This window comes from Lentzea rhizosphaerae (genome assembly GCF_042649515.1).
Taxonomy (GTDB): Bacteria; Actinomycetota; Actinomycetes; order Mycobacteriales; family Pseudonocardiaceae; genus Lentzea; species Lentzea aerocolonigenes.
The window spans coordinates 297,553-321,383 of record NZ_JBHRZI010000029.1; the positions used below are offsets into that span (position 1 = coordinate 297,553).

General features: G+C 68.8%; 18 protein-coding genes and 1 pseudogene. 7 read left to right on the forward strand and 12 right to left on the reverse strand.

Annotation, left to right across the window (positions count from 1 at the left end; all coding sequences use genetic code 11):
* Positions 1–8: 8 nt before the first annotated feature.
* From ACFOWZ_RS33785 to ACFOWZ_RS33830, 10 genes are all read right to left on the reverse strand, one after another.
* The gene (locus ACFOWZ_RS33785) at positions 9–1,547 is read right to left on the reverse strand and encodes a hydantoinase/oxoprolinase N-terminal domain-containing protein (RefSeq protein ID WP_382378010.1); all 1,539 of its coding nucleotides are present in this window, start codon (positions 1,545–1,547) and stop codon (positions 9–11) included.
* 15 nt (positions 1,548–1,562) lie between these two features.
* On the reverse strand, positions 1,563–2,882 hold the full coding sequence (locus tag ACFOWZ_RS33790) for a purine-cytosine permease family protein (protein ID WP_382378011.1): 1,320 nt from the start codon (positions 2,880–2,882) through the stop codon (positions 1,563–1,565).
* Between the two features lie 115 nt (positions 2,883–2,997).
* The gene (locus ACFOWZ_RS33795; protein ID WP_382378012.1) at positions 2,998–3,609 is read right to left on the reverse strand and encodes a hypothetical protein; all 612 of its coding nucleotides are present in this window, start codon (positions 3,607–3,609) and stop codon (positions 2,998–3,000) included.
* A gap of 97 nt (positions 3,610–3,706) precedes the next feature.
* The gene (locus ACFOWZ_RS33800; protein ID WP_382378013.1) at positions 3,707–5,395 is read right to left on the reverse strand and encodes an NAD(P)/FAD-dependent oxidoreductase; all 1,689 of its coding nucleotides are present in this window, start codon (positions 5,393–5,395) and stop codon (positions 3,707–3,709) included.
* Between the two features lie 317 nt (positions 5,396–5,712).
* The gene (locus ACFOWZ_RS33805; RefSeq protein WP_382378014.1) at positions 5,713–7,035 is read right to left on the reverse strand and encodes a DUF2786 domain-containing protein; all 1,323 of its coding nucleotides are present in this window, start codon (positions 7,033–7,035) and stop codon (positions 5,713–5,715) included.
* A gap of 40 nt (positions 7,036–7,075) precedes the next feature.
* Positions 7,076–8,290: a TIGR02679 family protein gene (locus ACFOWZ_RS33810; RefSeq protein WP_382378015.1), complete on the reverse strand. Its 1,215-nt coding sequence runs from the start codon at positions 8,288–8,290 to the stop codon at positions 7,076–7,078.
* On the reverse strand, positions 8,287–12,336 hold the full coding sequence (locus tag ACFOWZ_RS33815; RefSeq protein ID WP_382378016.1) for a TIGR02680 family protein: 4,050 nt from the start codon (positions 12,334–12,336) through the stop codon (positions 8,287–8,289). Before ACFOWZ_RS33815 ends, ACFOWZ_RS33810 begins: the two co-directional genes overlap by 4 nt.
* Positions 12,333–13,655: a TIGR02678 family protein gene (locus ACFOWZ_RS33820; RefSeq protein ID WP_382378017.1), complete on the reverse strand. Its 1,323-nt coding sequence runs from the start codon at positions 13,653–13,655 to the stop codon at positions 12,333–12,335. Before ACFOWZ_RS33820 ends, ACFOWZ_RS33815 begins: the two co-directional genes overlap by 4 nt.
* Positions 13,655–15,109, reverse strand: coding sequence for a TIGR02677 family protein (locus tag ACFOWZ_RS33825; protein WP_382378018.1), 1,455 nt, complete (start codon positions 15,107–15,109; stop codon positions 13,655–13,657). The genes ACFOWZ_RS33820 and ACFOWZ_RS33825 overlap by 1 nt, the downstream gene beginning before the upstream one ends.
* Before the next feature lie 33 nt (positions 15,110–15,142).
* Positions 15,143–16,546 carry a plasmid pRiA4b ORF-3 family protein gene (locus tag ACFOWZ_RS33830; protein ID WP_382378019.1) on the reverse strand — a complete coding sequence of 468 codons (1,404 nt, stop codon included), beginning with the start codon at positions 16,544–16,546 and terminating at the stop codon, positions 15,143–15,145.
* Positions 16,547–16,607: 61 nt separating this feature from the next.
* Between ACFOWZ_RS33830 and ACFOWZ_RS33835 the strand changes: the two genes are divergently transcribed.
* Entirely contained in the window at positions 16,608–17,306 is a 699-nt protein-coding gene (locus tag ACFOWZ_RS33835) for a helix-turn-helix domain-containing protein (RefSeq protein ID WP_382378020.1), read from the forward strand.
* 72 nt (positions 17,307–17,378) lie between these two features.
* Here ACFOWZ_RS33835 and ACFOWZ_RS33840 read toward each other — a convergent pair whose 3' ends face one another.
* The gene (locus ACFOWZ_RS33840) at positions 17,379–17,933 is read right to left on the reverse strand and encodes a hypothetical protein (RefSeq protein ID WP_382378089.1); all 555 of its coding nucleotides are present in this window, start codon (positions 17,931–17,933) and stop codon (positions 17,379–17,381) included.
* Positions 17,934–18,366: 433 nt separating this feature from the next.
* Positions 18,367–18,600, reverse strand: a pseudogene (locus ACFOWZ_RS33845) (YbaB/EbfC family nucleoid-associated protein); the annotation flags it as partial.
* A 594-nt stretch (positions 18,601–19,194) separates the two neighbouring features.
* On the opposite strand from ACFOWZ_RS33845, the gene ACFOWZ_RS33850 reads away from it, so the two are divergent.
* From ACFOWZ_RS33850 to ACFOWZ_RS33875, 6 genes are all read left to right on the forward strand, one after another.
* Complete coding sequence (locus ACFOWZ_RS33850) at positions 19,195–19,638, forward strand: DUF6346 domain-containing protein (RefSeq protein ID WP_382378021.1); 444 nt, start codon at positions 19,195–19,197, stop codon at positions 19,636–19,638.
* Entirely contained in the window at positions 19,635–20,525 is an 891-nt protein-coding gene (locus ACFOWZ_RS33855) for a hypothetical protein (protein WP_382378022.1), read from the forward strand. The genes ACFOWZ_RS33850 and ACFOWZ_RS33855 overlap by 4 nt, the downstream gene beginning before the upstream one ends.
* A 105-nt stretch (positions 20,526–20,630) precedes the next feature.
* Positions 20,631–21,272 (forward strand): hypothetical protein, encoded by a 642-nt coding sequence (locus tag ACFOWZ_RS33860; protein WP_382378023.1) that lies wholly within the window; start codon positions 20,631–20,633, stop codon positions 21,270–21,272.
* On the forward strand, positions 21,269–21,505 hold the full coding sequence (locus tag ACFOWZ_RS33865) for a hypothetical protein (RefSeq protein WP_382378024.1): 237 nt from the start codon (positions 21,269–21,271) through the stop codon (positions 21,503–21,505). The genes ACFOWZ_RS33860 and ACFOWZ_RS33865 overlap by 4 nt, the downstream gene beginning before the upstream one ends.
* Before the next feature lie 118 nt (positions 21,506–21,623).
* On the forward strand, positions 21,624–22,709 hold the full coding sequence (locus ACFOWZ_RS33870; RefSeq protein WP_382378025.1) for an SPFH domain-containing protein: 1,086 nt from the start codon (positions 21,624–21,626) through the stop codon (positions 22,707–22,709).
* A 2-nt stretch (positions 22,710–22,711) separates the two neighbouring features.
* Positions 22,712–23,803, forward strand: coding sequence for a hypothetical protein (locus ACFOWZ_RS33875; protein WP_382378026.1), 1,092 nt, complete (start codon positions 22,712–22,714; stop codon positions 23,801–23,803).
* Positions 23,804–23,831 lie beyond the last annotated feature (28 nt).

Below are 23,831 nucleotides of genomic sequence, written 5' to 3' on the forward strand. Positions count from 1 at the left end.
GCGAGAAGTTACGGGAGCACCAGGTCGCCGACGGCCCTCGCGCGCACGCGGCTCGCATTGCCGGGCAGATAGGCCAGCGGGATCTCCTCGACCTCGACGATCCGCACGGTGTCGGCCTTCGCGCCCGCGGCCACCGCCTTGTCCACGGCCTCCTGCCGTGCCGCGTCGAGCACCTCGTCGCGCCGGGCCGGTTCCATCGCGAACACGCGGTCGACCTCGCCGCCGACCTGCGCGATCGCGGCGCCGATGGCGTTGGCGAACGCGTGGTGCGCGGGCCTGATCAGCTCGCTCACGCCCTCGATCTCGTCCGGCACCAGCACGCTGCCGCCGCCGACCAGGACGACGGGCAACGGCGCGGGACACGCGCGCATGCGGTCGACGTGGCTGGAGATCTGGTCGCGGACGTGGCCGAGCACGGAGCCGACCAACGCGCGGTCGAGGTGGCGGACGCGGTCCGGGTCGCCGATGTCGGCGAGGCCCGCCGCGACCGCCACGTCCGTGACGGTGAGCGTGTCGCCGCCGAACACCAAAGCCTGCTGGGACAACCGGAATCCGACGCTGTCCGGGCCCACCTCGATCCCGTTCGTCTGGTTCACGACGCTGCCGCCGCCGAGCCCGAGGGACAGCACGTCCGGCATCCGGAAGTTGGTGCGCACGCCACTGATGGCCACCTCGGATGACGCCTCGCGCGGGAAACCGTTGTGCAGCATGCCGATGTCGGTCGTCGTGCCACCGACGTCGATCACCGCGCACTCGTGGAGTCCGGACAGGAACGCGCCGCCGCGCATGGAGTTCGTCGGTCCGGAGGAGAACGTGGCGACCGGGTAGCAGCGCGCGTACTCCAGCTCCATCAGCGTGCCGTCGTTCTGACTGAGGAAGAGCGGCGCGTGGATGCCTTGTGCCGTCAGCGATGCGACGAGCCCGTCGGCGATCTGGCCGGCGAGCTCGCGCAGTGCGGCGTTGATGATCGTCGCGTTCTCCCGCTCCAGCAGGCCGAGGCGCCCGATCTCGTGCGAGAAGCTGATGACGAGGTCCGGCACCTCGGCGGTGAGGATCTCCGCCGCCTGACGCTCCAGGTCGCCGTTGACCAGCGAGAACACCGACGAGACAGCCACCGACCGCACGCCCTTCGCGGCGATGTCCACGGCCACCCGGCGCAGCTCGTCCTCGTCGAGCGGTGAGATGGCGCGTCCGTCGTACTCGTGCCCGCCGTGGCAGAGGTAGCCGTGCCCGCCGACGACCTGCAGCAACCGCTGCGGCCAGTCGACGAACGGCGGAAGCGCTGTGGTGGCGGGAAGTCCGAGGCGCACGGCCGCGGTCCGGGTGAGCCCTCTGCCCTCGACGACGGCGTTGACGAAGTGCGTCGTGCCGATCATGACGGCCTTGATCGCGGCCGGGTCGAACGCCTGCCGGAGCCCGCCGACCGCCTCGACGATCCCGGTCGTCACGTCCGCGGTCGTCGTCCGCTTGCACTCGGCGAGCACGCTGCGGCCTTCGAGGAGAACGGCATCGGTGTTCGTGCCGCCGACGTCGATGCCGATGTGCATGTGCGGAACCAACTCTCAGGCGGCCGACGCTTCCCCGACCACCTTACGGTTGGTCGCCCGGCGCGTCCGCATGCGCAGCAGGTCCAGTCGTCCGGCCGCGACATAGAGGGCAAACGCGAGCACGAGAGCGTTCACACTGGACTGCCCGAACGGCAGCAGCTCACCGGCGACGGCGGCGACCGGCCAGATGACCACCGTGGCGGGCACCCACGAAGGCGCCGACCGGGGCACGCGCGGCCGCGTGGAGATGATCTCGTTGCGCCAGCGCCGCACGACGTAGTACTCGGCGATCATGATCCCGGCGACCGGCGGGAACACCACGCCCAGCACCGCCAGGAAGCCGCTGAACTGGTGCACGATCCCGGCTGCGGCGAGGAAACTGCCCGCACACCCGACCACGACGGTCACCTGCGCCCGGCTGATCCGCACGTCGAAGACGGCGTCGAAGAAGTTCACGAGCCCGAGCGAAGCCGAGTAGAGGTTCCAGTCGTTGATCTTCAGCACCGCCGTGACGACGACGAGCGCCCCGATCCACCCGCTGGACCGCCCGATGACGCCCATGACGTCGGTGCTGCCCAGGCCGTGCGCGATGACCACCCCGGCCAGGCTGATGACCCACTCGCCGGCCGTGATCCCCAGAACCGTCTGCTTGACGACGTCGGCCTCGGAGCGGTTGAAGCGCGTCATGTCCGGAGCGATGGCCGCACCCACGATGAAACTGCCCGTGACCAGCGTGATCGCCGTCAGCATGCCGATCGGCGGCCCCGGCGCGGGACTCGCGAGGGTCGAGGCCACGTCACCGACGCTGGTCAGCACGAGCCAGACGAGCAACAGCAGAAACGCGGGCACCGCCACGTGAGCGGCCCACGCCATCCACCGCACACCGCAGGCGGCGATGACCGTGACGGCGAGCCCGAAGATCAGCGACCACACCGGCGAGGGCAGCACTCCGGCGACGCCCGCGAGCGTTCCGCCGGCCAGCCCGGTCTGCACTCCGAACCATCCCGTGCACGACAGCGCGATGATCAGCCCGAGCATCGCCGACCCGGCGTGCCCGAACCCGGTCCACCGCGACAGGAGCGCCGTGGACAGCCCCTCCCGCTGCCCGATGACACCGACCGTCACCGCCAGAACGTTGAGCAGCACCGCCCCGATCGTGATGGCGACGAACGCGCCCCAGAAGGTCATGCCGAAGCCGAGCGTCGCACCGAGCAGCAACTGGCTCAGCGCGGTCGTCTGCCCGAAGCGCTGGGTCGCGACCGACCACCACGAGTGCCGGGCCTGGTCGGGGACACGGCTGAGGGCCTGATCATCACGCCCGAGAAGAGCGGCCACTTCTCGTCCCTCCGCCCGTGATCGACATCCCGGACAGTAATGGCCACCCCACCATCGAGCTACAGACAATGTGCACAGTCGGATGAATCAGCACGTTGCGATTCGCACAGCCCACTCAATTCATCGCAAGCCTGATCCGCCTCCGCGCCACCAGCCGAGTCTGGTGCACATCCAGGCTCGCCCCGAGCCCAGGCCGCCGCTCGAACCGGTCGTAACTGCGGCTGAGCAGCCAATGAGCGGCCTCGGCGGTGATCAACTCCAACCGCACCTGCTGCTTGAGCCGCCCGAGCGCCTCCTCGACGTGCCGCGTGAGAAACGCGTGCCGCGTCAGCCCACCACTGATTTCATCGATCATGAAAACCATGGCGTGCGGCGCGTCGTTGTACGCATAACTGCACAGCAGTGCCAGATATCCGGCGTCGATCGACCGGTCCCCGATCCAGCACTCCCCGAACGTCAGTCCGCCGAGATCCCACCGCGGCTGGTCCTGCTGCCGCGCCGCCTCTTCCGCCCACTGCCCAGGCCGACCGGGCAACAGGTGCCCGAGCGCCGTCAGCAGAGCCGCACTGCGCCGGCTAGGCACCTCCCGCAGGTGCCCGACGACGACCTCCCACAACTCCTCGTTGTCCGCAAAAGGCCCGACGAACGCACTGACCTGCAGCTCGACCTCCAGAGGGTCGGTGAGCTGCGGCAACGGGCGCCCGGCATCCACCACCGCCTGCTGCATGGGGGTCAGCCTCGTCCGCACGGGCGGGAGGTTAGCCCGAACGGCGCAACGTGAAGCCTTTCTTGATCGACGCCGCCGCGCGGATCACCCCATCGAGTCAGCGCACCACCCTGCCCAACCCCGGAACCCGCGCCAGCACCTGCTTGACCTCCTCGGCAACACTGAACTCGGCCGGGTGCAACCGGATTGCGGCGAACAACTTGATCGCCTGGGTGAGGTTGCGCCCGATCTCCTCAGGTGCCTCCCTGGCGGCCCACCGCAGCACCCGAGGAATCCGTCCAGGCGTGGCGGTGAAGAACCGGTTGGCAGGATCGACGATGCCGAACTCGGGCGGTGAGAAGTTCGACTCCGCCATGCCCTTCAGCAGTTCAGCGGCCACTACCTGTGGGGATGCGCTTCCGTCGCCGACCGCCCCGGCCCGTGCGTAGGCCCAGGCGAAGAACCGCCGTACCTCAGGAATGTCCGGCAACGACCCGTGCGGCGCCACGTCCTCCAACCGCTGCAGGACCGCCGGATCCCTCGTAGCGCGGAACAGGGCGTAGCTGCGGTTGCACTCGAACAACGCGAGCTGCTCCCCCAACGCCCAGATGCGCACCCACGCGTCCCACAGCTCGAACGACCCGAAGGACGTGAACGCGTTGGCGACCAGCCCGTCGTTGTAATCAAGCAGCTCGCGCGTGAGCCTCTCAACGGGCTCGAAGCGCTCAACGGAGAAGTCGTCCTCCTTGAGCGCATCCAACAGCCGCCAGGCAAAGGCGTTGATCCAGTCCATCGTGAACGACAACCCGCGGGAGAACAGCGGGTCGAGGAACCCGGCGGCGTGCATCGCGAGAGCCCACCGATGCCCGGTCGTTCGCGACGACGAGTACTGCAGCCGATCGGTGGCAACCCAGTCCCGAACCGGCCGCGCTGCGGAGAACTGATCCCGGATGTCCGGATATTGCTCGATGAACTCGGCGAACTCCTGCCCAGCCGGCACATCACGACGGGGATGCTTCCGCGGATCCACGGTCATGCCGACGCTGACGAAGTTGCTGCCCGCCCTGGGGTGGTTGTTGAACGGGATCACCCAGATCCAGCCACCGTCGAAGATGTGGTGCAGCGTGGACTGACTCCCCCGCACCGGCCCAGGATTGCTTGCCGCGACCCGTTCCCACGGCACCACGCCTTCCATGTGCGTGAACATGGACCGCGAGTGGTGCCGAAACCGGCAAGGCTTGTCCCGAAGGTCCAATGTGGACGCCAACACGGACCGGAACCCACTGGCGTCGACGATGTAACGAGCACGCACCGAGCCACCGTCGGTCTTCACGGTGACACCATCCTCACCGAGATCAACACCGGTGACGCGAACCCCTTGCCGGACAACAGCACCGTACTTCTCGGCCACCCGCATGACCCAGTGGTCGAGATCCGCCCGCAGGAAGTGCGTCTCGGTGTGCATGATGCTCGGAATGGGCAACTGGTGCGCCAGCTCAGGATCCTGCCTTTTGCCCGGCTCGTGCCAGTGGAAGTTGAACCCGCGCTTGATCCCGTGGTTGGCCGACACGTTGGCGCGAGCACCGTGGAACGTGGCCAGGTACTTGATCTCCGGCACGTCGTACCGCTCGGCGATGAGCCGGAACAGCGTCGAGGTGTGCGGAATGGTGGACTCGCCGATGGCGAACCTCGGATGGTGCCCGGCGTCCAGCACCTCAACCTTGACGCCGCCGCGCGCCAGCACGGCGGCCAGGATCGTGCCGGCGATGCCGGCGCCCAGAATGACGACGTCGGTGTCCTCGCGCACGGCGCTCCCCCCGATTCATCGGCCACCGAAATGTTCTCAGCGCCCAGGCCCAGGTCAAATAGGCCGGAAGGGGGTCGCGTGCTCACCGACCGTGCAAGCCAGGGCCCCGGCAAAGTCCCAGCCCGCCCGGTCCGCCCGATGAGGGCGTGCACACACGCCAGGTGTTGTTGATGAACGGAACTTTCATCGACCTGAGGTGGATGAAGGTTCCGTTCATCCACCTCCACAGGGCTCATTTCCCGCAGCCAGGTCACGAACGGCCGAGCGACTTTGCCGGGGCCCTGGACCGTGCAGGCCGCGAACCAGGTAGCTCGAAGTCAGGCGTCGACAGCCTGGCGTCCGACGGTGATGTCGGCGCGATCGGCCGCAGCGCGACCCGCGTGCCATCCCGCGCCGTTGGTGACCGCCGCCGACTTGTGGGTGAGGTTGCTGAACATCGTCTCGAACGTCTCCTCGACCAGCCGGGACCGTTCGGCCAGCACCGGAAGCAGTCGCTCGTCCTCGACCGGATCGTGCGCCCGAACGCCGGCCTCTTCGAGCCGTTCCCCGATGCGCGTGGCGTACGAGACCAGGAAGGACTGCCGGAACGACCGGGTGCGCGACGTTCCGCCTCGGGTGACCTGAGTTCCTTCCGCGACCATCGCACGGGTGGCCTGGACCAGCAGTGAGGTGGTGAGCAGCTCGGTGATCTCCACGTCCATCGACTCACCGACCAGCGCGACGAACCCCATCCTGGAGTAGTACACCGACCGGCACCGGTTCGTTCTGGCGATCGCGTCGACCAGATGCGCCTTGCCGTCGACGTACGGCGCATCGAGCCACAACCGCGTCGAGACCGCCGTCTGTTTGCGGTGCTCGTCGGCATCGAGGACGGCACGTTCGAAGGCATGCCGGTTCATCAGTTCCTGCGCCTTGGCCGACAACGCCTCGGCCTCTTCCGGGAACTGAGTGGACTCGGCCTTGGCCAGCAAGGCCCGCACCCGCGCCAGCACCTTCTGGTCCACCCCGCTCGCCGACGCGGACGAGCGCGCGGACGCCGACCCCGGCACCGGAACGATGTGCGGCAGCTCAGGCAGCTTCATCAACCCGGCCAGCAGCGTGACTGCGGTCCGCAGCGCCGAATCCAGGCCCACCCCACGACGGTCCGCCCACTGCAACAGCTGCGGAACGCCGGGCTCCCACCAGACCTCGGCGCCGAGCTCACGCACCTGCGCCGCCCAGCGTTCGTCCACAGTGGCCGCCGAGTACTTCGCGGTGTCGGCGGCCACCACGTCGATCACCAGGCTGCCGACCGCCGCGTCACCGGCCCGGCGAAGGTGCTCACGGACGTCGACAGGCGTCCAGCCCCGCTTCCACGCCAGGTCGATCGTCGCGGCCAGAGCGATGCCGGCACCGATGGCCACGGTCCGGACCGGGGCGACAGGCTCGCGGCCCGCCAGATCCGCCACGGTCCCGTCCACGAACTCCGAGTCGACCTCGTGGGCGTGAGCGGCCTGCACCAAGCCCTCTGCCACCATCTCCGGCGACACGACCGGAGGAGGCGCCCACGGCTCGTCGAAGTCGTACCGGGGTGGAGTCGGGCCACGACTCGCCCTGACCTTCTTCTTCGCAGCGCGCTTCTCGCGGTTGCGCTTGCCCACGCCAACCCTCCTGTCGACCCGCCGCCGCAATTGCTCCCGGTCAGGTGACCAGATCCTCCAGCAGGCGGGGAATGAGTCGTTCCTCCATGATGGCCCGGCCCTGCTCCCTCATGGCGATGGCCAGCCCGGTGTCCCACGGAGAGTCCGCAGGCGGCCCCTTCAGCGGTTCGGAGTCCCCGGTTTCCAGTGCACGCAGGTACTCGTCGACCGTCATGCGCCAGGGCTGCGCCTCATGACGCGCGGCCGCGGCCGCGGTGGTGCGCAGTCCGGTCCAGTCGAAGTCACCGCGCCAATGCACCTGACCTCGAGCCGCGGCGAGGAGCCGGTGACACGCGGCCGACGGCTGACCTTCCGTGCAGACGAGCGTAGCGGAGCGGTCTGACAACTCGCTCGCGGCAGCCCGCAGCACCGCCGGGTTCTCACACACGTAGAGGTCGCACGCCTGGGGCGTCAGTGGATCGACGGTCAGCTGGTGCAGGGTGAGCCGGAACGGGATGCCGCAGGCGGCGGCCTCGTTCAGCCATCCGGCGACCACGTGGTCGTCATCGCTGCGCAGGTTCAGCACGAGCACCTGACTCGCGAGGTCGTCGACGATCACACCTGCGGACTCCCAGCGAGCACGTTGCTCGGCGCGGTTCGTCGGAGCAGGTGCACCGTCGCGCTTCGCCAGTGCGCGCAGCACGAGCGAGGCCAGTGGCGTACCCGTCAACGCCTTCGTGTTGCCGGTGGCCCACTCGGCCAGCACCGGCAGCGGCTTGTCGCCGGTGGGCAACCTGTTCAGCACCTCGCCGGCCCAGCCGAGCACATCGGCGTCACCACGCCGTACCAGGCGGGTGACCGTGCCGTCACCACTGATCTCGTCGACCCACTGCTCGAACCACCGCTCGCCCCGATGGGAGTCGCACCTGGCACACAGGTCCGCCACCGCCGCCGCCTTGGCGAGCTCCTCATCGGCCCGCTCGGCCGCGCGGTCGCGTACCGGGCCGTCCCGGCGTGCGAGAACCGCGAGCAGCCCGATTCCGTGCGCACCGCGGATCGCCTCGTCCACGTCCACCAGCTGGATGCGCGGTGCCGCGACGTCGGCGGACCGGTACTTCCCGGTGATCCCGATGATCAGTCTGCGCTCGGCGTCGGTGGGCTTGCTCAGACCGATGGTTCCGGTCAGCTCACCGCCGTCACGTTCGATCTTGCGCCGAGCGGCGGCCAGAATCCGTTGCCACGCCGGGTCCTCCAGCAGATCGTCCACTGTGGTCACGCGAAGATGTCCGTCCCGTCGGCGAAACGACGACGTGTTCCCGGCGAACCCAGCTCGGTGGCGAGATCCCCGGCCGGGGAGTCGGCGAGGATCTCACTGCCGTCCCACACGACCAGCAGGGCGCTGACCGTGTGCTCGGCGGCCGAGTGCGACAGGTCGTAGTGCGCACACGCGGGCACGGTGGCGTAGGTGGCCCAGAGGTCGTAGCCCGTCATGAACAGGTCGAGGTCGAACTGTGCGGTGAGCTGCAGCAGCTCGCTGCGCCCCTTGTCGTCGACTCCGGCGAACGCCTCGTCCAACGCCAGCAGCCGGGGAGCGTGCTCGGCGGCAGAGCTGAGCAGCACGTGTGCCGCGGCGAACAGCGGCAGGTGCAGCGAGACCGACTGCTCGCCACCGGAAAGCGTGCTGTGGCGCGCCTGGGTGAGGCGTTCCTCCGTGCCGTCGCTCGCCACCAGCGTGAACGCGAACGTCCGCCACTTGCGGTAGTCGAGCACCTCGGTGAGCAGGTCGGTGTAGGTGCGGTTCCCCGGCATCGCGCGGGCGGTCTTGATCCGGCTCGCGAAGTGGGCGCGCATCCTGGCCAGTTCGTCGGGACCGAGGCGCGAAGCGTCCCGTTCGAGCAGCTTGCAGATGTTCCGCTGCCCTTCGTCGAGGGTGTCCGCCAGCTCCCAGCGCACCCCGACGCCCGCTCCCGACGACATCTTCCTGGCTCGCATCTCGGTGTTCATCCTGCCGATCAGGTCGCGGGCATCGACGGTGCGGTCGTGGATCTGCTGCGCGAGGCGGCCGAGCAACGCGTCCTCCAGGATGCGCCGCTCCGACTCGGTCAGCAGCTGCTCCTGGTCACGCCGCGCCGCCGTGATCCGCCGCGCGAAGTCGCCGATCGGTGCGAAGCCCTGAACGTCGGCGACCCGGACGGTGATGACGTCTCCGTCGCTGCCCCACTCGGGCTGGTAGTCGTGGTTGGCCGCGGACAGCTGGGCCTGCAGCTCGCCGAGCGCTGTCGACACCCGTGTCTTGCTCTGCTTGAGCGAGGTCTCGGTGGGCCTGAGGTCGGCGGTGACCGTCGTGATCGACTCGATGAGCCACCGAACCGGCTGCGGCAGGTCGTCGGAGAGCCAGTCCTCCTCCGTCGCCGGCCACAACGGACCCGCCGGAACCTTCAGCAGGTCCAGCAGCTCGGGCCGCGCGTACGGCTCGAGCCTGCGAGCATCCGTCCGTGCCTCGGCCACGGCGGCGGAGCGCTTCGTCTCGGCGTTTCGAACGTCACCCTCTGCCAGTGCCGCCTTTTCGACCGCCTTGTTCTGCGCCGCCCGCGCACCGCGCAACGCGGAGTCGAGTTCGCTGATGTCCTTCTTCGTCGCGGCAACGTCGGCGACGACCTGCACCACGTCGGCACCGACCGACTCTCGCAGTGTCCTCAGGCCTTCCGCGTGCTCGGCGTGCTGCACCTCGGCTTCGGCTGCCTCCTCGCCCAGGCGCTCGGCGTCGCTCTCGGCGACCTCCAGCCGCTTCTCGGCCGCGGCGGCGAACTCGGCCCTGGTGGACTCCTCCCGGCGCACCGAGATCAACCGGGTTCCGGCATCGCGGAACCGGCCGACCGCGAGCGCGACGCGATCGACGTCCTCGGGTGCCAGCGACCGTTCCGCGGCGATCTTGCTCAGCCGGCGTTCGCGGTCGGCGACCGTCGCGATCGCCTGGTCGAGCGCACGCCGGGCGTCGTCCAGCGCGGTGCGGTGGACCCGCAACTCGACCGCGAGCTCCGTCTGCCGCCGCAACGCGAGCACGATGTCCGTCGTGGCGGGCAAGTCGTTGCGGGCAGCGGAGAACGCGTCGATCCCGGCGACCGCCGCGGCGATCTCGGCGACCAGCCCGCCGATCGTTTCCTCAGCAGCGGTGATCGTGCGGTCGATCTCCGCGAGCCGGGCCGCACGCCGACGGGCACGGGCGGTGGCGCCGATGTACTCGGCGTCGGCCTTCTGATGCGCGCCGATCTGCACACCCTGTGCGAACTCACCGCGCTCCGAAACCGTTGGCACGTCAAGCAGTGGCGTGATGTCGGCGATCGCGATCGAGCTGAGCACGGCGGTGATCCGCGCGGCGCTGACCGCGACGTCGTCCTCCGGTACGAGCACGTCGGCCAGCGTCCGTCCGGAAGGCCTGCGGTTCTCCGGCAACGGCACGAGCCACGCGTCGGACGCGGGCGGCTCCGCAGTGTTCTCGTCGAGCCAGGCGTCGAGAAGGTTGGCCGCCTCCAGCGCGGCCTCGACCGAGGCCGCCAGCTCAGCCGGAACGTCCTCGGCGAACCGCACCAGCCGCCACAGCGGCGCACCTGGCCGATCCTCGCGGGAAGCGGTGCGCGCGGCGAACAACGGCGGAGCGTCGTCGTGCTCGTCCGCGACCCGCTGCCGTTCGGCACGCAGACCGTCCAGCCCGCCCTGCGCCTCGTCTTTGCGAGCCTCCAGCTGCCGTGCGGTCTCCCGCAGCTGTTCCACCTGATCGCCGACGAGGTCGTCAAAGGTGGACACCAGCGTCGGCGCGTCCGGCTCACCCACAAGCCGCAACGCGGCGACCAGCTCGGCGGCGTCGAGGCCGTGCCGCACCGACCAGTCCGAAAGCCGTTGCTCCGCAACGGTTCTGGCTGCGGTAACGAGAGCGGCCGCCTGTCGTTCTGCGTCTTCGGCCTGCCCCGCCTTCAGCTCTGCGGCGTCGAACACCTCCTGCTTCTGCCCGCGCAGCTGGTGTGCGTCGCGCACGGCCTGGCGCTCGGCCCTGACCGCGTCGACGTCGTCCTGGCGCTGCTCTACGCGCGCAGTCAGCCGGTCGGAGAATCCTTCGTCGGCAACCGCATCGTTCGCCGTCCAACCGATCGACGCGTCCTGGGCCGCTTCGGCGAGCTGAGCGGCGCCGCGCGACACCTCCCGTTGCGCATCGCTCAGGCTTTCCCGCGCCTTGGCCAACTCATCGGCGCGATCGCCCGCAGCACGACGAGCCCGGTCGGCCTGCTGCTGTTGCAGCCGGGCGGCCTGCGCCAGCCGTTCGACCAGATCACCGAGCTGGTCCAGCTTCTCCCGGTCGTCGGTGTAAGCCTTGCTGCGCTGCAGGGACTCCAGGTGTGCTTGCCGCGTGCGCACGGCCGTCTCCAGCCGCGTGACCTCCGCCTCCGCGTCGTCACGCGCTCGCGCTGTCGCCACCCGTGCGGTTGCGGCGGCGGCGAGTTCGGCATGCGCCGCATCGACCTCGGCCAGCCTCCTCGCCACCACGTCCACCGCGGCGCGCGCGTGCGTTCGCAGATATGTCGTGTAGCTGCTCAGGAACGAGGAAGCGGCCTCATCGGCCCGCACCAACCCGTCCAGGGTGTGCTGCACGCTCTCCATGTCGTCGAACGACCGCGCAGCCTCGGCGATCATGTCCTCGTCGATCGGCCGCAGCCCGTCCGAGAGCGTCCTGGACAGTCCTCTGGGGTCGAGGTTCTTCGCGAGCTGGGGCCTGCGCAACGTCAGCACCAGCGTGAGCAACTGCTCGTACCGCTCCGCGCCGAGCCCGAACAGCCGCTCGTCGATCGCGGCCCGGTGCAGCGGCGGGCTGTCGGTGACTCGGCCGGCACCGATCTGGTCGACGAGTTGCTTCTTCGTCAGCGGCCGGTCGTCCGGGGCGAGCAGGGAGAAGTCGACCCCGACCCGGCCGTCGACCACGAAGTACCAGCGGGCGACCTTGTCGTTGTGCTTCTGCGCCCGCATTCCGACGCCGACCGTGACCGCCTCGCCGCCCCGGCCGAACTCCAGCCACACGTAGGCGTGCGCGGTGTCCTGGCCGCGGTAAAGGAGGTTGGACTTCATCGTGCGCTCTTCGCCCGCGAACGGGTTCAGCCTGCGCGGGTCGATCCGGCCGTCGAGCACGAACGGGAAGAGCACCTCCAGTGCCTTGGTCTTGCCGGAGCCGTTCGGACCGCGCAACACCAGCCGCCCGTCGGCGAAGACGAACTCCTCGTCTCGGTAGTCCCAGAGGTTGATGATGCCCGCGCGGGTCGGCCGGAACCTCGTCACGGCAGGTCCAGATCGAACAAGGTGGGCTCTGCCTTCCGTTTGCGCACTTGCACGACGACGTTGCGGTACCGCGCGAGCAACGGCAACGCGAGCACGCCGCCCTCGACCCGCACCACCATCCGCATCTCGGCGAGCAGGCCGAGCGCGGCGTCGAGCAGTCGCCCCGGATCGGCCCGCCACTGCGCGGCGAAGGTCGAACCGTACCGGTCGACGAGCCCGGACATGGTGGCCGCCAGCCATCCGTTCTCCAGCAGCGGGCAGGCCGGCGGATCAGGTGCCCCCGCCTCGGCGCGGTCCTCGGCATCGGCCAGTTCGTGGAACACGCCGGCTGCAGGCAGCCCGGCGTCCACCTCGCCGGCGAGGTGTCGCTCGTCCGGCGGGACCAGCTCGGCGAGCGGAGGCGAGTCCGGCGAGTCGACGCGGTCGGCGATCTCGCCGATCAGCAGCAACGCGGTCTGCGCCACCGTGCCGGAGCCGGGGAATCGCCGATCCGAGAAGGAACCGGACGTGTCGATCAGCGCGATGCCCTCGGCGCGGCGTTCCACCGCGAGCCCGGTGAGCCGTTCGACGTCGGCGACGGCGTTGCCGTTGCGCAGCACGTTCGCGACGTCCTCGTCGACCTCGGCGAAGTACACGACTGGCCGTTCGATCAACGCCCGCCGGGCTCGCTGACCGATCTCCCGGCGGCGGGTGTCCCGACTGTCCGCGGTCGAGGTCGTCAGCAGCGACGTCACGCCGGGCAGGTGCTGCAACACCCTGGTCGGCCGGTAGACGGCGTGCACGATGTCCCGGTCGATGTCGTAGAGCGCCTCGCCCGCGTCGGGATCGTCAGCCCAGCGGCGCGCACTGCCGTCCGCGAGGGTGAGCGCACCGCGCACCTCCAGCCAGGCGACGGCGTCCACGAACGCGCTGCGGTCGGCGGCCTTCTCAGTGGAGAACGAGAGTCCGTCGATGCGTCCGGCGTCGGCGGCCACGCTGTCGGCCAGCTCGGACAACGACAGCTGGTTGCCACCACGCCCGAGCGCCGCGAGGGTGAGCGCCAGGTAGGCGTAGCGACGCCGGTCGAACGGCCGGTCGGACGCCGTGCGCGCGGGTTGCGTCGCGTCGAGCCGGTCAATCACCCGGATCAGGCGTGCGCTCGTCGCGGAAAGCTCCATCCGGTAACCGAAACTGGCGACGAGGTCGTTCCGCAGCTCGTCCGCCCAGCGCCGGACGAGCGGGAGCGCGTGCACGTCCGGGTACGTCTCGGTGATCAACGGGCTGCTCAGCAACGTCCGCACAGCACGCTGGTAAGAGGCGAGCTCGAACTGGGAGATCATCACTGCACCTGCACCATCAGCCGGTCCAGATGCAGCCGTCCGCGCACGGTCGTCACCGTCGTCGACTCCGGATGTGGCCGCAGCGTGAGCTTGACCCCGTGTGCGGCGCCGCTCGCCGTGGTCCCCGAGACCGGCACACGAGCGCTCAGCGCGAGATCGAGCAGGCTCAGCAGCAGGTCGGTTTCGGCGTCGTCGAGCACGCGGTCGTAGACGCCCTGGGAAAGTCCTTGTGCGGCAACACGTTTGGCCTCTTGCTCGGCGAGCTGACGTTCCCGCAGCCTGCGACGCCCACCGTCGTTGCGGTCGACCTTCGCGGGCGCACCGGGCGCCGCCGGTTTACCGGTCTCCACCAGCGTCCGCGAGATCTCGACGGGCTGCGCCTCCCACCACGAGCGCCGCACGGGGATCAGTTCCTGGTCGGGGTGGGCGACGCTGACGTGCCGCGGCCGGGCCAGGTTGAACGTCGCCGCGTACAGCGCGTGCGCCGCCTCGTCGCTCGGCACGCCGGAGAACCACGCGGCGAGGTGCCGCAGCTGGCTCTCCCTGCTCACCCCACCCCGGCGTGCCTCGGTGACCCGGCGCAGCAACGCGAGCACTGCCGAGATGGCGCTCACGGTGCCCGCCTGCAACCGTTCCGCCTCGCTGTCCGTGGCGTCGGACCGGAACCAGTGCACCAGCCCGTTCCAGCGCTGCCGCCAGTCCGCCAGCCGTTCCGAGGGCGTCCGGAACACCCGCTCGTCCGCAGAGGCCGCGAACTCGACGAGCCGTTCCACGCCGGTGCTCTCGACGTGGGCGATCGCCGCGGCCAGCTTCGGCGTGTAGCGCGCGAGCTCGGTGCTGAACTCACGCATGTGCGCGAGCAGACTGTCCTTGTGCGCCAAGAAAACCTCGGCGCTGGTCTCCTGAGTGCGTGCGAGATCACCGAGCAACAGGTAGAACCGCGCCGCCCGTTCCGCCATGTCGTTCAGCGCGGCATCGAGGCGGGTCAGCTTGCGATACACGACCTCCGCGTCGCCCTCGATGTTGGCCTGCGCCAAGGCGTTCAGGTCGTCCAGCAGCTCCGGGAACACCAGCCGCGAGAGCGTGGCGTCGTCCAGGCGCGCCCCCAGCACGTCCTCGACCGCCCGGTAGGCGCGATACCCGGCCTGGGTGAACTGGTACACGTAGTGCCGGTTGCGGTACTCGGCCAGCGTCGCCGCGCGCGTTCCGTCGTAGCTGCGGTCGAGCACGTTCCAGTGGTAGAGCTGGTCGAGCAGCGGCGTGACGTCCTCGATGCCCGCGTCCACGTCGCCGGCGTGCAGCAACACGACGTAGTTGGCTCGTGCGCGGTCGAACGCCCGCAGCACCGCCAGGTACTCCAGGCGCTTGTCGACCGTGGCGAAGGTGAACAGGCGCAACCGGTCGTCGAGCGCGAACGCGTCGAGCCCGAACGCCTCTTCCGGTTCCACTGCCACGCCCACATCCAACCAAGTGCCCGCCGGCCACGCTCAGTTCGGCCAGGCCCAGTCCGGCCGCGGGGTGGCGGGGAACGGCTCGAGCCCCAGAAAGTCCCGGTAGGCGGCGTGAATCCAGGCCGCCACCGTGTCCGGCGGGAAGCAGACGTCGACGAGCGAAACCTCTCCCTCGCGACACTTGACGAACACACCCCGCAACGGGTCGGCGTAGTCGAACTCCAGCACCTCGATCGGGTGACCGAGCACAGTCGCCTTGATCGGGACCTCGGCCGCGTCCTCGAACACGGTCTGGAACGCGCCGAGTTGCTCGTCCTCGCCGTACGCGTCGACGATGATCATCTCGATGACCTGCTCGAGCATCGGATTCCCGTTCTCCTCCGGTAGCCCGGCCAGCCGCTGGTTGATGTCCTCCTGATCGAACTTGATCGTGCGGTGCCTGCTGTCCTCGACCGGCACGGCTCCGGCACCAGCCACACAGACCGGGTAGGTCATTCCAGGTTCGGCGTCCAGCACCCGTTCGAGCTTGATCTCGTGCCGCCAGTCGTCTCCGAAGTCGTAGACGTACCGGACTGTCTTCCGCGACTTGGTGAACACCTCACCCACCGCGACCTCGTACTCGTCCTCCATGTCGAAGCCAGGATCGCCGTACCGGTGCGACCCGACGTAGAAGGCGTGCAGGTGGTCGTCGTCCCACCGCATCACCGCCTGGATCACCCGGTGCAGCTCGCCCAGGTCGTCGCCCGCCGGAACCAGCACCCGCCGCCAGCACGGCGGCGACATGCGTTCCAGCGAGATCTTGAGCTGGCAGATCCGTTCGGCGGGGATGACCTCCTTGCGCACGACGTCGTCGCCACGCTCGCCCACCTCGTCCAGCAGCCATTCACCCAGCTCGGTGAGCTCGGCGCCCCCACGCACGATCCCGAAGCCCCGGAACAGGTCGAGCAACGCATCCCCCGACCTCTCGTGGCCCGCCGCGTCCAGCAGCTGCCAGTGACCGCTGCCGATATCCCGATGGCGGAGAAGGTGTTGGTACAGCTCTGGACCACTGCTCGGCCCGTGGTCCGAGAGAAACGCCAGCGCCCGTTCCCCGATCCGTGCGGCCCTGACCGATTCCTCGTCCTGACACAACGCCGCCAGCGCCGCCACGAACCCGGCCAGCCACACTTCCCGCGTGACCTCGACGGGCCTGGCCACCACCCGGCCTCGCTCGATCACCAGCATCCCGGCGCCGAGCGCCGCCGACCACGGCACGTGCCAGCCCGGTACGTCGGCCCCCGACCGGAACCTCTCCGGCAGCGCCATCCCGAGCGCCGCGGCGGCCTCGCGCAGGTCGCCAGGCTTGAGCACCCCCTTCGGCGTGACAGGCTTGCCGTCACCGACCCACCCGGCGATCTTCCGCGCGAGTTCGATCATCACGGCCTCGGTGTGTTCGGTCACGCCGCCCATCCAAGCCGACACCCGGAAGGCCGGACGCTGTGCACCCCCTACGATCGGCCGGGTGCAGTCTGATGAGTGTCTGGACCGTGTACGGGCACTGCGGGAGCAGGGACACACGCCCAAAGAGATCGCCCGTGCACTGGGGATCAAGCCCTCCGAGGCCTCTCGCCTCGTGCGCGCCGCCGCGATCCTCGCGCAGGCCGAGGCGCCCGAGCCGCTACTGGTCGGCTGCTGGGTCAGCCCGAACTGGAACATCGGTCTGACCTTCGATGATCGCCCTGACTGGCCGGTGCAGGAGGACCCGCAGCCTGGAATCGATGGCCTGGTCTCCGTACTGATCGCCCGTCGACACCGGCACGACAAGGTCTCGGTCTGCGGCTACCTGGCCGACGTCTTCTGCCTCGGCGTGAAGAACGCGCTCGGCCCGGAGATCATGGACGAACTCGCCCTGCGCGAGTTCGTCGGACAGTACTTCTCCAGCTACAACGACGACCCGCTCGAGGCGCCCGTCGAGCTGGCGCGTCAGCTGGTGTTCGGGTCCCTGGACTACGCACGCGGCCTGGGTTTCGAACCCCATCCCGACTTCGCCGCTGCCGCAGGCCACCTCGGGCCGTGGACCCCGCCCAGCGCCATCACGTTCGGCAGGGACGGCAAGCCCATCTACGTCTCGGGGCCCTACGACAACCCGCAGCCCATCATCCGCAAACTCGAACGCGCCGTCGGGGCGGGCAACTTCGAGTTCATTGCGTCCTTCGGGTAGACCCAGCGCCTGGCCAGATACCGGCACAGTCAACCGCATCGTCGCGACAACTCTCCCGGTGGCGGCGCTGGGTCAGCTCGGCTGGACCGCGACGTAGAACGTCCTGGCCAGGTCCTTGAGCCTGCCCCGGCACTCCTCCGATCTCGGATTCGTCTTTTCGGACGGCTTGTTGTTGAGCAACAGCACGGCGTTGGCGTCGAGGATGATCAGATAGCAGCTGTCGTTGTCCTTGGCGTTCTGCCATTTGGCCTGTTCGCCAACGCCCACATCGGCAGGCCCGTCGTCAACCGGATCCGTGAAGTCGTCGAACCGCTCGCGCGCCTTCGCCTTGCCCGGCTCATCGCGCCACACCGAGATGTCCAGCCCGATACGCGGGAAGTCGGGAATGTTCTGGAACTCGCACCCGGTGAACATGTCGACGAACGGCGACGGATTCTCGTTGCCCGACCGGAACTTCGGCAACCCCTGCACCTTCTGCTCGATCTGCTTGCAGGTCGGCACCGCCTTGTACTTGGCGGCCGGGGGGCTGGTCGGTGTGGTGAACGTCGGCTGCTCGATCGGCCGCACGTTCGTGCCTCCGCACGCGCAGGCACTCAGCGCGAGCAGCAGCACGCCCGCGATCTTCACTGACCGATTCAACTGCCTCCCGGCCCTTTCCACAGGTCCTCTTCCAGGTCTTCCTCGACCTGTGGCAGCCTGCGCGACGGCTTCTTGAACAGCCCGCCGGCGTTGCTGAACGCCTTCGTAAGCCGGCGGCAGGCCTCCAGTGCCTTGTTCGCCCACTTGACTGCGACAGGAATGCACTCGGCGATCGCTCCCGCAAGGCCCGCACCGGCTGCCGCGACGGTGGAGGCAGAGGAGGTGGCGCTTCGTCCTCGATAGCGCCGAGCCGCGGTTGGCCGCTGCCGTACCCACCGCCTCCCGGTACGTACTGCGGCGGGGGTGGCGGCTGGGCGCTGCGCAGTTTGTCCATCATGAAGTGCATCGCCTCGGAGTCGGCACCCAGCATCGGCGCCATGGCCTCCTGCACCGTCGCGGCGACTCGGCTCTGTGCTGCCTGCACCACGCGCAGGACCTCCTGCGCCACACTGTCGCCGTCCCTGCGCTGCAACGCATTGCTCAGCTTCAGATCCACGAGGTTGCCTGCATCGTTGACCGTCACGACGATCTGGCCGTCCGCGCTGCGTTCCATGACACGCAGGTTCGCCAAGCTCTCGCGGAGCGCGTCGCTTTTGCGTTGAGCCTGAGCCAGCTTGCCCTCGTACTGATTGAGGATCTGATCCGGGTCAGTCATCAGCCCACTTGGTCCTTCTCGTTGTGCCGCAATCCAAAGCCGGCCGAACGCTCTGCTTCGGCCGGCAACCGGAGGTGACTCTCTATGCCGCTACGAAGTCATGGCCCAGGTACCGAACCGCAGGCCGACGACGAACACCCCCGCGCATGACCTCACACCCTCGCTAACGCACCGTCGCCGAACGGTAACAAGTAGTTGCAGTCCTGGCTGGGTGAATGCGACACATCGCGCACGCTCCAACCGACGCTCGGCCATGCACGCATTGTGCCGAACCGTGCGCGGAGAGTCCGACCGAATGGGATCATTCGCCCGTGACCGATCCGCTCCAGTACCACGACGACTTCCCCGCTCCAATCTCAGAGCGAAGCGACTCGGTCATCGTCACCGTGGGCTCCGGCAGCCGCATCGAGGTCGCTCCAGCTGACGCCACGCGGACGACCTGGGCCATGCCGCCCTGGCCGCACGATCATGGACACCACGCGCCGTGCCCAGGTCGAACAGGGCATCGCCGTGATCGACCCGGCGGGCACGGTCGAGGAGCCGGATGAACAAGGCCGAAGGCGGCGGCCACAAGGACCCCGAGGAAGGCCAATGATGAAGACGAGGCGCGTCGCCGTCGCCGCAGTCCTGTGGATCGTCGCCCTCTACACCGCCCATGCGGGCACACTGTTCTTCGACGGCGAGGCGGGCTCAGGCGGAGAGCCGAAGGGCTACGCGGAGAACGTCTCGTGCAAGCGCAACTGGTGGGCCTTCGGCGCCCTCTGGTACTGCGACGCCACCATCGTGGCCGATGACGGCAAGCGCTATCCCTACAGCAGCAAGAACTCCGGTCTCACACCCGCGGACATCGGCAAGCAAGTCCCGATGACCAACAACCTCGTGCGATCTGGAAGATCGTCACAGGCAAGCCCGACATGGGCACTCGCCGAACGCAGGGAACCGAACAAGGTCGCGTACGCGCTGTGCCTCATGGGCCTGCCCGGGATCGCGCTGTTCATCACGTTCCGCCTGTTCCGCGACAAGAAACCGGTGCCGTGAAAGGACATCACCAGCGCTGGCTGGCGCTGGCGTGGCTCGCCCTGTGCGCGTACGGCGCGGCGTTCCTCATGCTCTTCTGGGAAGACCACGGCCCCAGGGGCAGCCCCGTGGCGCGTGCCGACGACATCCACTGCGAGCGCAACTGGCTCCTCCTCGGGACCCGCTGGAGCTGCACCGCGATCGTCACCGACCAAGGCGTACGGCACCGCCACACCAGCGACTCCTCCCTGCTGACTCCCGCCGACACCTCCGTCCCCATGCAACGTCTCGCCCCGCACCACTTCGCCCCTGCCCGCGCATCCTTCAACCCCACACCGTGGCCCACCATGGGCGCTGTCACCCTCGTCGCCCTCGGCCTCGTCGGCGCCGGTGTGCTGTGGCAGAACAGCCGCGCGAAACGACCGGCCGCCAAGGCTGAGGCGCGGCGCCTGCGCGCCCAGGCTCGTTGGTACGTCGGCGCGGGCATGCTCGCCTTCCTCGCTGCCCACTTCACCCACGGCCTGTTGATCACCGCCCGCGCCGACGTCTGGCCGCGACGGGCCGAAGGCACGGGTGTGGCCACATCGTGTGAGCGAGATTGGCGCTACCTGGGAGCCCAACGGCGTTGCGATGTCGAAATAACCGCGGGAACCGGCCAGAAGCTCACGCAGACGATGAGCCACTCGCAGTTCACTCAGGCGGACATCGGTGTTCCGAAGCCCGTGACCGCCATCGGTGTCAGGTGGGAGGCCGTCGACCAGCCCTATGAACACAGGTTCGCCAAGGCGCTGTTCGTCCTGCTGCTCGCCGGCGGCATCGCGTTGCTGACCAAGCCGACTTACGACCTGGCGAGGATCCGGGAGCTGGAGAACCCGGACCTGCCGGCGCGGTTCCTCCGCGTCAGGTAACCGGGTGGTGGCCGAGCGAGCAGGAGTCGCTCGGGCAACATATGGGACCGGCGACGGCGGTTCGACCGCTCGCCGCTCAGGGTCACCGTCCGGGGAAGGTTCCGCATGCCGGCCACCACCAGCCAACTCGACCGCGCCGCCGAGCTGAAGCGTCTGCTCGTCACGTTCGGGCGGACCGGCCGTCTCGAGCGGGAGTTCGATCGCACACTCGCCGAACGCCAGGCCGAGACCGACCTCGATGCCGTGACCCTCACCGACAGGTTCCTGTTGCAGCACAAGCTCGACGACGGGCGCACGGTCGTCGAGCACTTCGTCGGTGCGCATCCCGAACTGTCCGAGGACGACAGGGCGATGGTGCTCGCCTGGCAGGACGTCGTCGAAGGCATCTTCGAGATCGAGCAACGCGACGGGGAAGCGCTCGTCGCGGTCAACCTGTCCGACGACCTGACCTACCGGATCCGCTCCAACAAGGGGGCCTCGCTTTTCGACCCGATGCCCGAAGGCTCGTTCCTGGCCTGCCGCATCGTGCCGATGGCCGACGAGTGGATGCTCAGCGGCGTTTCCAGGCCGATACCCGCGTCGAGGCGGCGCGAGATCTACGAAACGGTCATGCACTCGTTCGCGACCCACAAGGCGTCCATCTTCCGCAACAAGGAGAAACTGGAACTCGCCTGGAAACTGCAGCGTGAGGACCGCGAGTACTTCCTGTCGTTCTTCGGCACCGACGCACACACCGCAACCGGGTGAGCCTCTATCTGAAGGACGACTCCATCCCGCCGGTGGTGTTCCGGCGTCTGGCTGACCGCGATCTCACGAAGGCGGACCAGGTGTTCCGGCATCTGCTGAACAAACCCCGCTTCTCGTGGGAACGTGACGGGGAGTCGCTCCTGCGACGCAACAAGCGCGCCCACTTCGAGAGGCCTGCCTACCCGAGCATCACACCGGCGAGCGAACGACTCACGAAGTACCTGCGCGGCTGAGCACTCGGGCGTCAGGTCCCGGAGACGGACGTCAGGTTGATGCTCTCGCCGCGAACGCCGTGCGGCGAAGTAATGTTGCCGTCGTTCGAGCCAGGGGACACAGGAGCCGGGGACGCGCATGGGCATCATGGACAAGATCCGCGGCGAGTTCATCGACATCATCGAGTGGACGGACGACAGCCGCGACACCATCGTGTGGCGCTTTCCCCGACACGACAACGAGATCAAGATGGGCGCCAAGCTCACCGTGCGCGAGTCGCAGGTGGCCGTCTTCGTCAACGAGGGGCGCGTCGCCGACGCCTTCCCTCCTGGGATGTACACGCTGCAGACGCAGAACATGCCGGTCCTGTCCACGCTGAAGGGCTGGAAGTACGGCTTCGACTCGCCGTTCAAGGCCGAGGTGTACTTCGTGAACACCCGGCAGTTCACCGATTTCAAGTGGGGCACGCAGAACCCGGTCGTCGTGCGCGACGCCGAGTTCGGCATGGTGCGGCTGCGCGCGTTCGGCGGGTTCACCGTCCGCGTCGTCGAGCCGGTGGCGCTGCTGTCCGAGCTCGCTGGGACGGATCCGCAGTTCCGCACCGAGGAGGTCTCCGAGTACCTCCGCCGGATCGTCGTCGGCAAGCTGGGCACCGCGCTCGCGACGGCCGGGGTGCCGGTGCTCGACCTCGCGACGCACCAGGAGCAGATCGGCGACAAGCTGGCCGGTGTGCTGAGTCTGGAACTCTCCTCGGTCGGCATCTCGATCCCGAAGTTCGTCATCGAGAACATCTCGCTGCCGCCGGAGGTCGAGGCGGCGATCGACAAGCGCAGCCAGATGGGCGTCGTCGGCAATCTGGACCAGTACACGCAGTTCCAGTCTGCGCAGGCGATCGAGGTGGCCGCGCGCAACCAGGGCGGCGCTGGCGAGGGTTTCGGCATCGGTCTCGGTGTGGCGCTCGGCCAACGCGCGGCGGGAGGCGGGCAGCAGCAGGTGTCCCCGCCTCCGCTGCCGCAGGGCGAGCAGTGGTTCATCGGCGCGGGCGGCCGGCAGCTCGGGCCGTTCGACCGCGGGCAGCTCGTGCAGCAGGTCTCCGGAGGTGCGCTGGACCGGGACACGCTGGTCTGGAAGGCGGGCATGCCGCAGTGGACGCCGGCCGGGCAGGTGCCGGAGGTGGCGCAGCTGTTCGCCGCGATCCCGCCGCCGCTTCCGCCGCAGGCCTGACGATGACCGACCCGAGAGGTGTCGCCTCTCAGACGTATCCGTGCGGTGGCTGCGGCGCACGCCTGGAGTTCGCGCCCGGCTCGACGGCGATGCGCTGTCCGTACTGCGGGTTCCAGCAGGAGATCCACGCCGTCGACCGGCAGGTCCGGGAGATCGCGTACGCCGATCTCGCGGTGCTGCCGCGCAAACCCGTCGGCACCATCGGCGCCTACGTCTTCCAGTGCCCGCGCTGTGCCGCGCGCACCGAGACGAACGAGACGGCGACACTGTGCCAGTTCTGCGGTACGCCGCTGGTGATCGACGACGCGGCCACCGGACAGATCGTGCCGGAGGCGGTGCTGCCGTTCCTCCTCGACCGCGCCGCGGTCCGCGAGGCGATGCGCGGCTGGACGTCGTCACGCTGGTTCGCGCCGTCGGCACTGAAGAAGGTCAGCGAGATGGAGTCGACGAAGAGCACGTACGTGCCGCATTGGACGTACGACTCGCAAACCGTCTCGCAGTACCGAGGGCAGCGCGGTGAGTACTACTGGGTCACGGAGTCCTACACCGACGGCGACGGAAACAGGCAGACCCGGCGGGTGCGCCGGATCAGGTGGCGTTCCGCGCAGGGCACCGTCAGCAGGGCGTTCGACGACGTGCTCGTGCCCGGCAGCTTCGTGCTTCCGGTGAAGCACGTCGACGAACTGGCACCGTGGCCGCTGCTGGAGGCGGTGCCGTACCAGCCGCAGTTCCTCTCCGGGCACTCGGCGCTGCGCTACGACGTGGAGCCGGAGGCCGGTTTCGAAGAGGCGAAGAACAGGATGGCGCCGGTCATCAACGACGACTGCCGCCGCGACATCGGTGGCGACGAGCAACGGGTGGGCTCGGTGAACACGCAGCACCACGACGTCACCTTCAAGCTGATGTTGTTGCCGATCTGGGTCGCGACCTACGTCTACGCGGGCAGGAACTGGCAGATCCTGATCAACGGCCGGACCGGTGAAGTCCAGGGCCAACGACCGTGGAGCAGGACGAAGATCGCCCTGGCAGTGATCCTGGGCATCCTGCTGGTGGCCGCGGTCGCGTACCTCCTGTACCTCCGCGACGTCCTGTAGACCCGTACCCCCGTTCGGTTCCGAAACT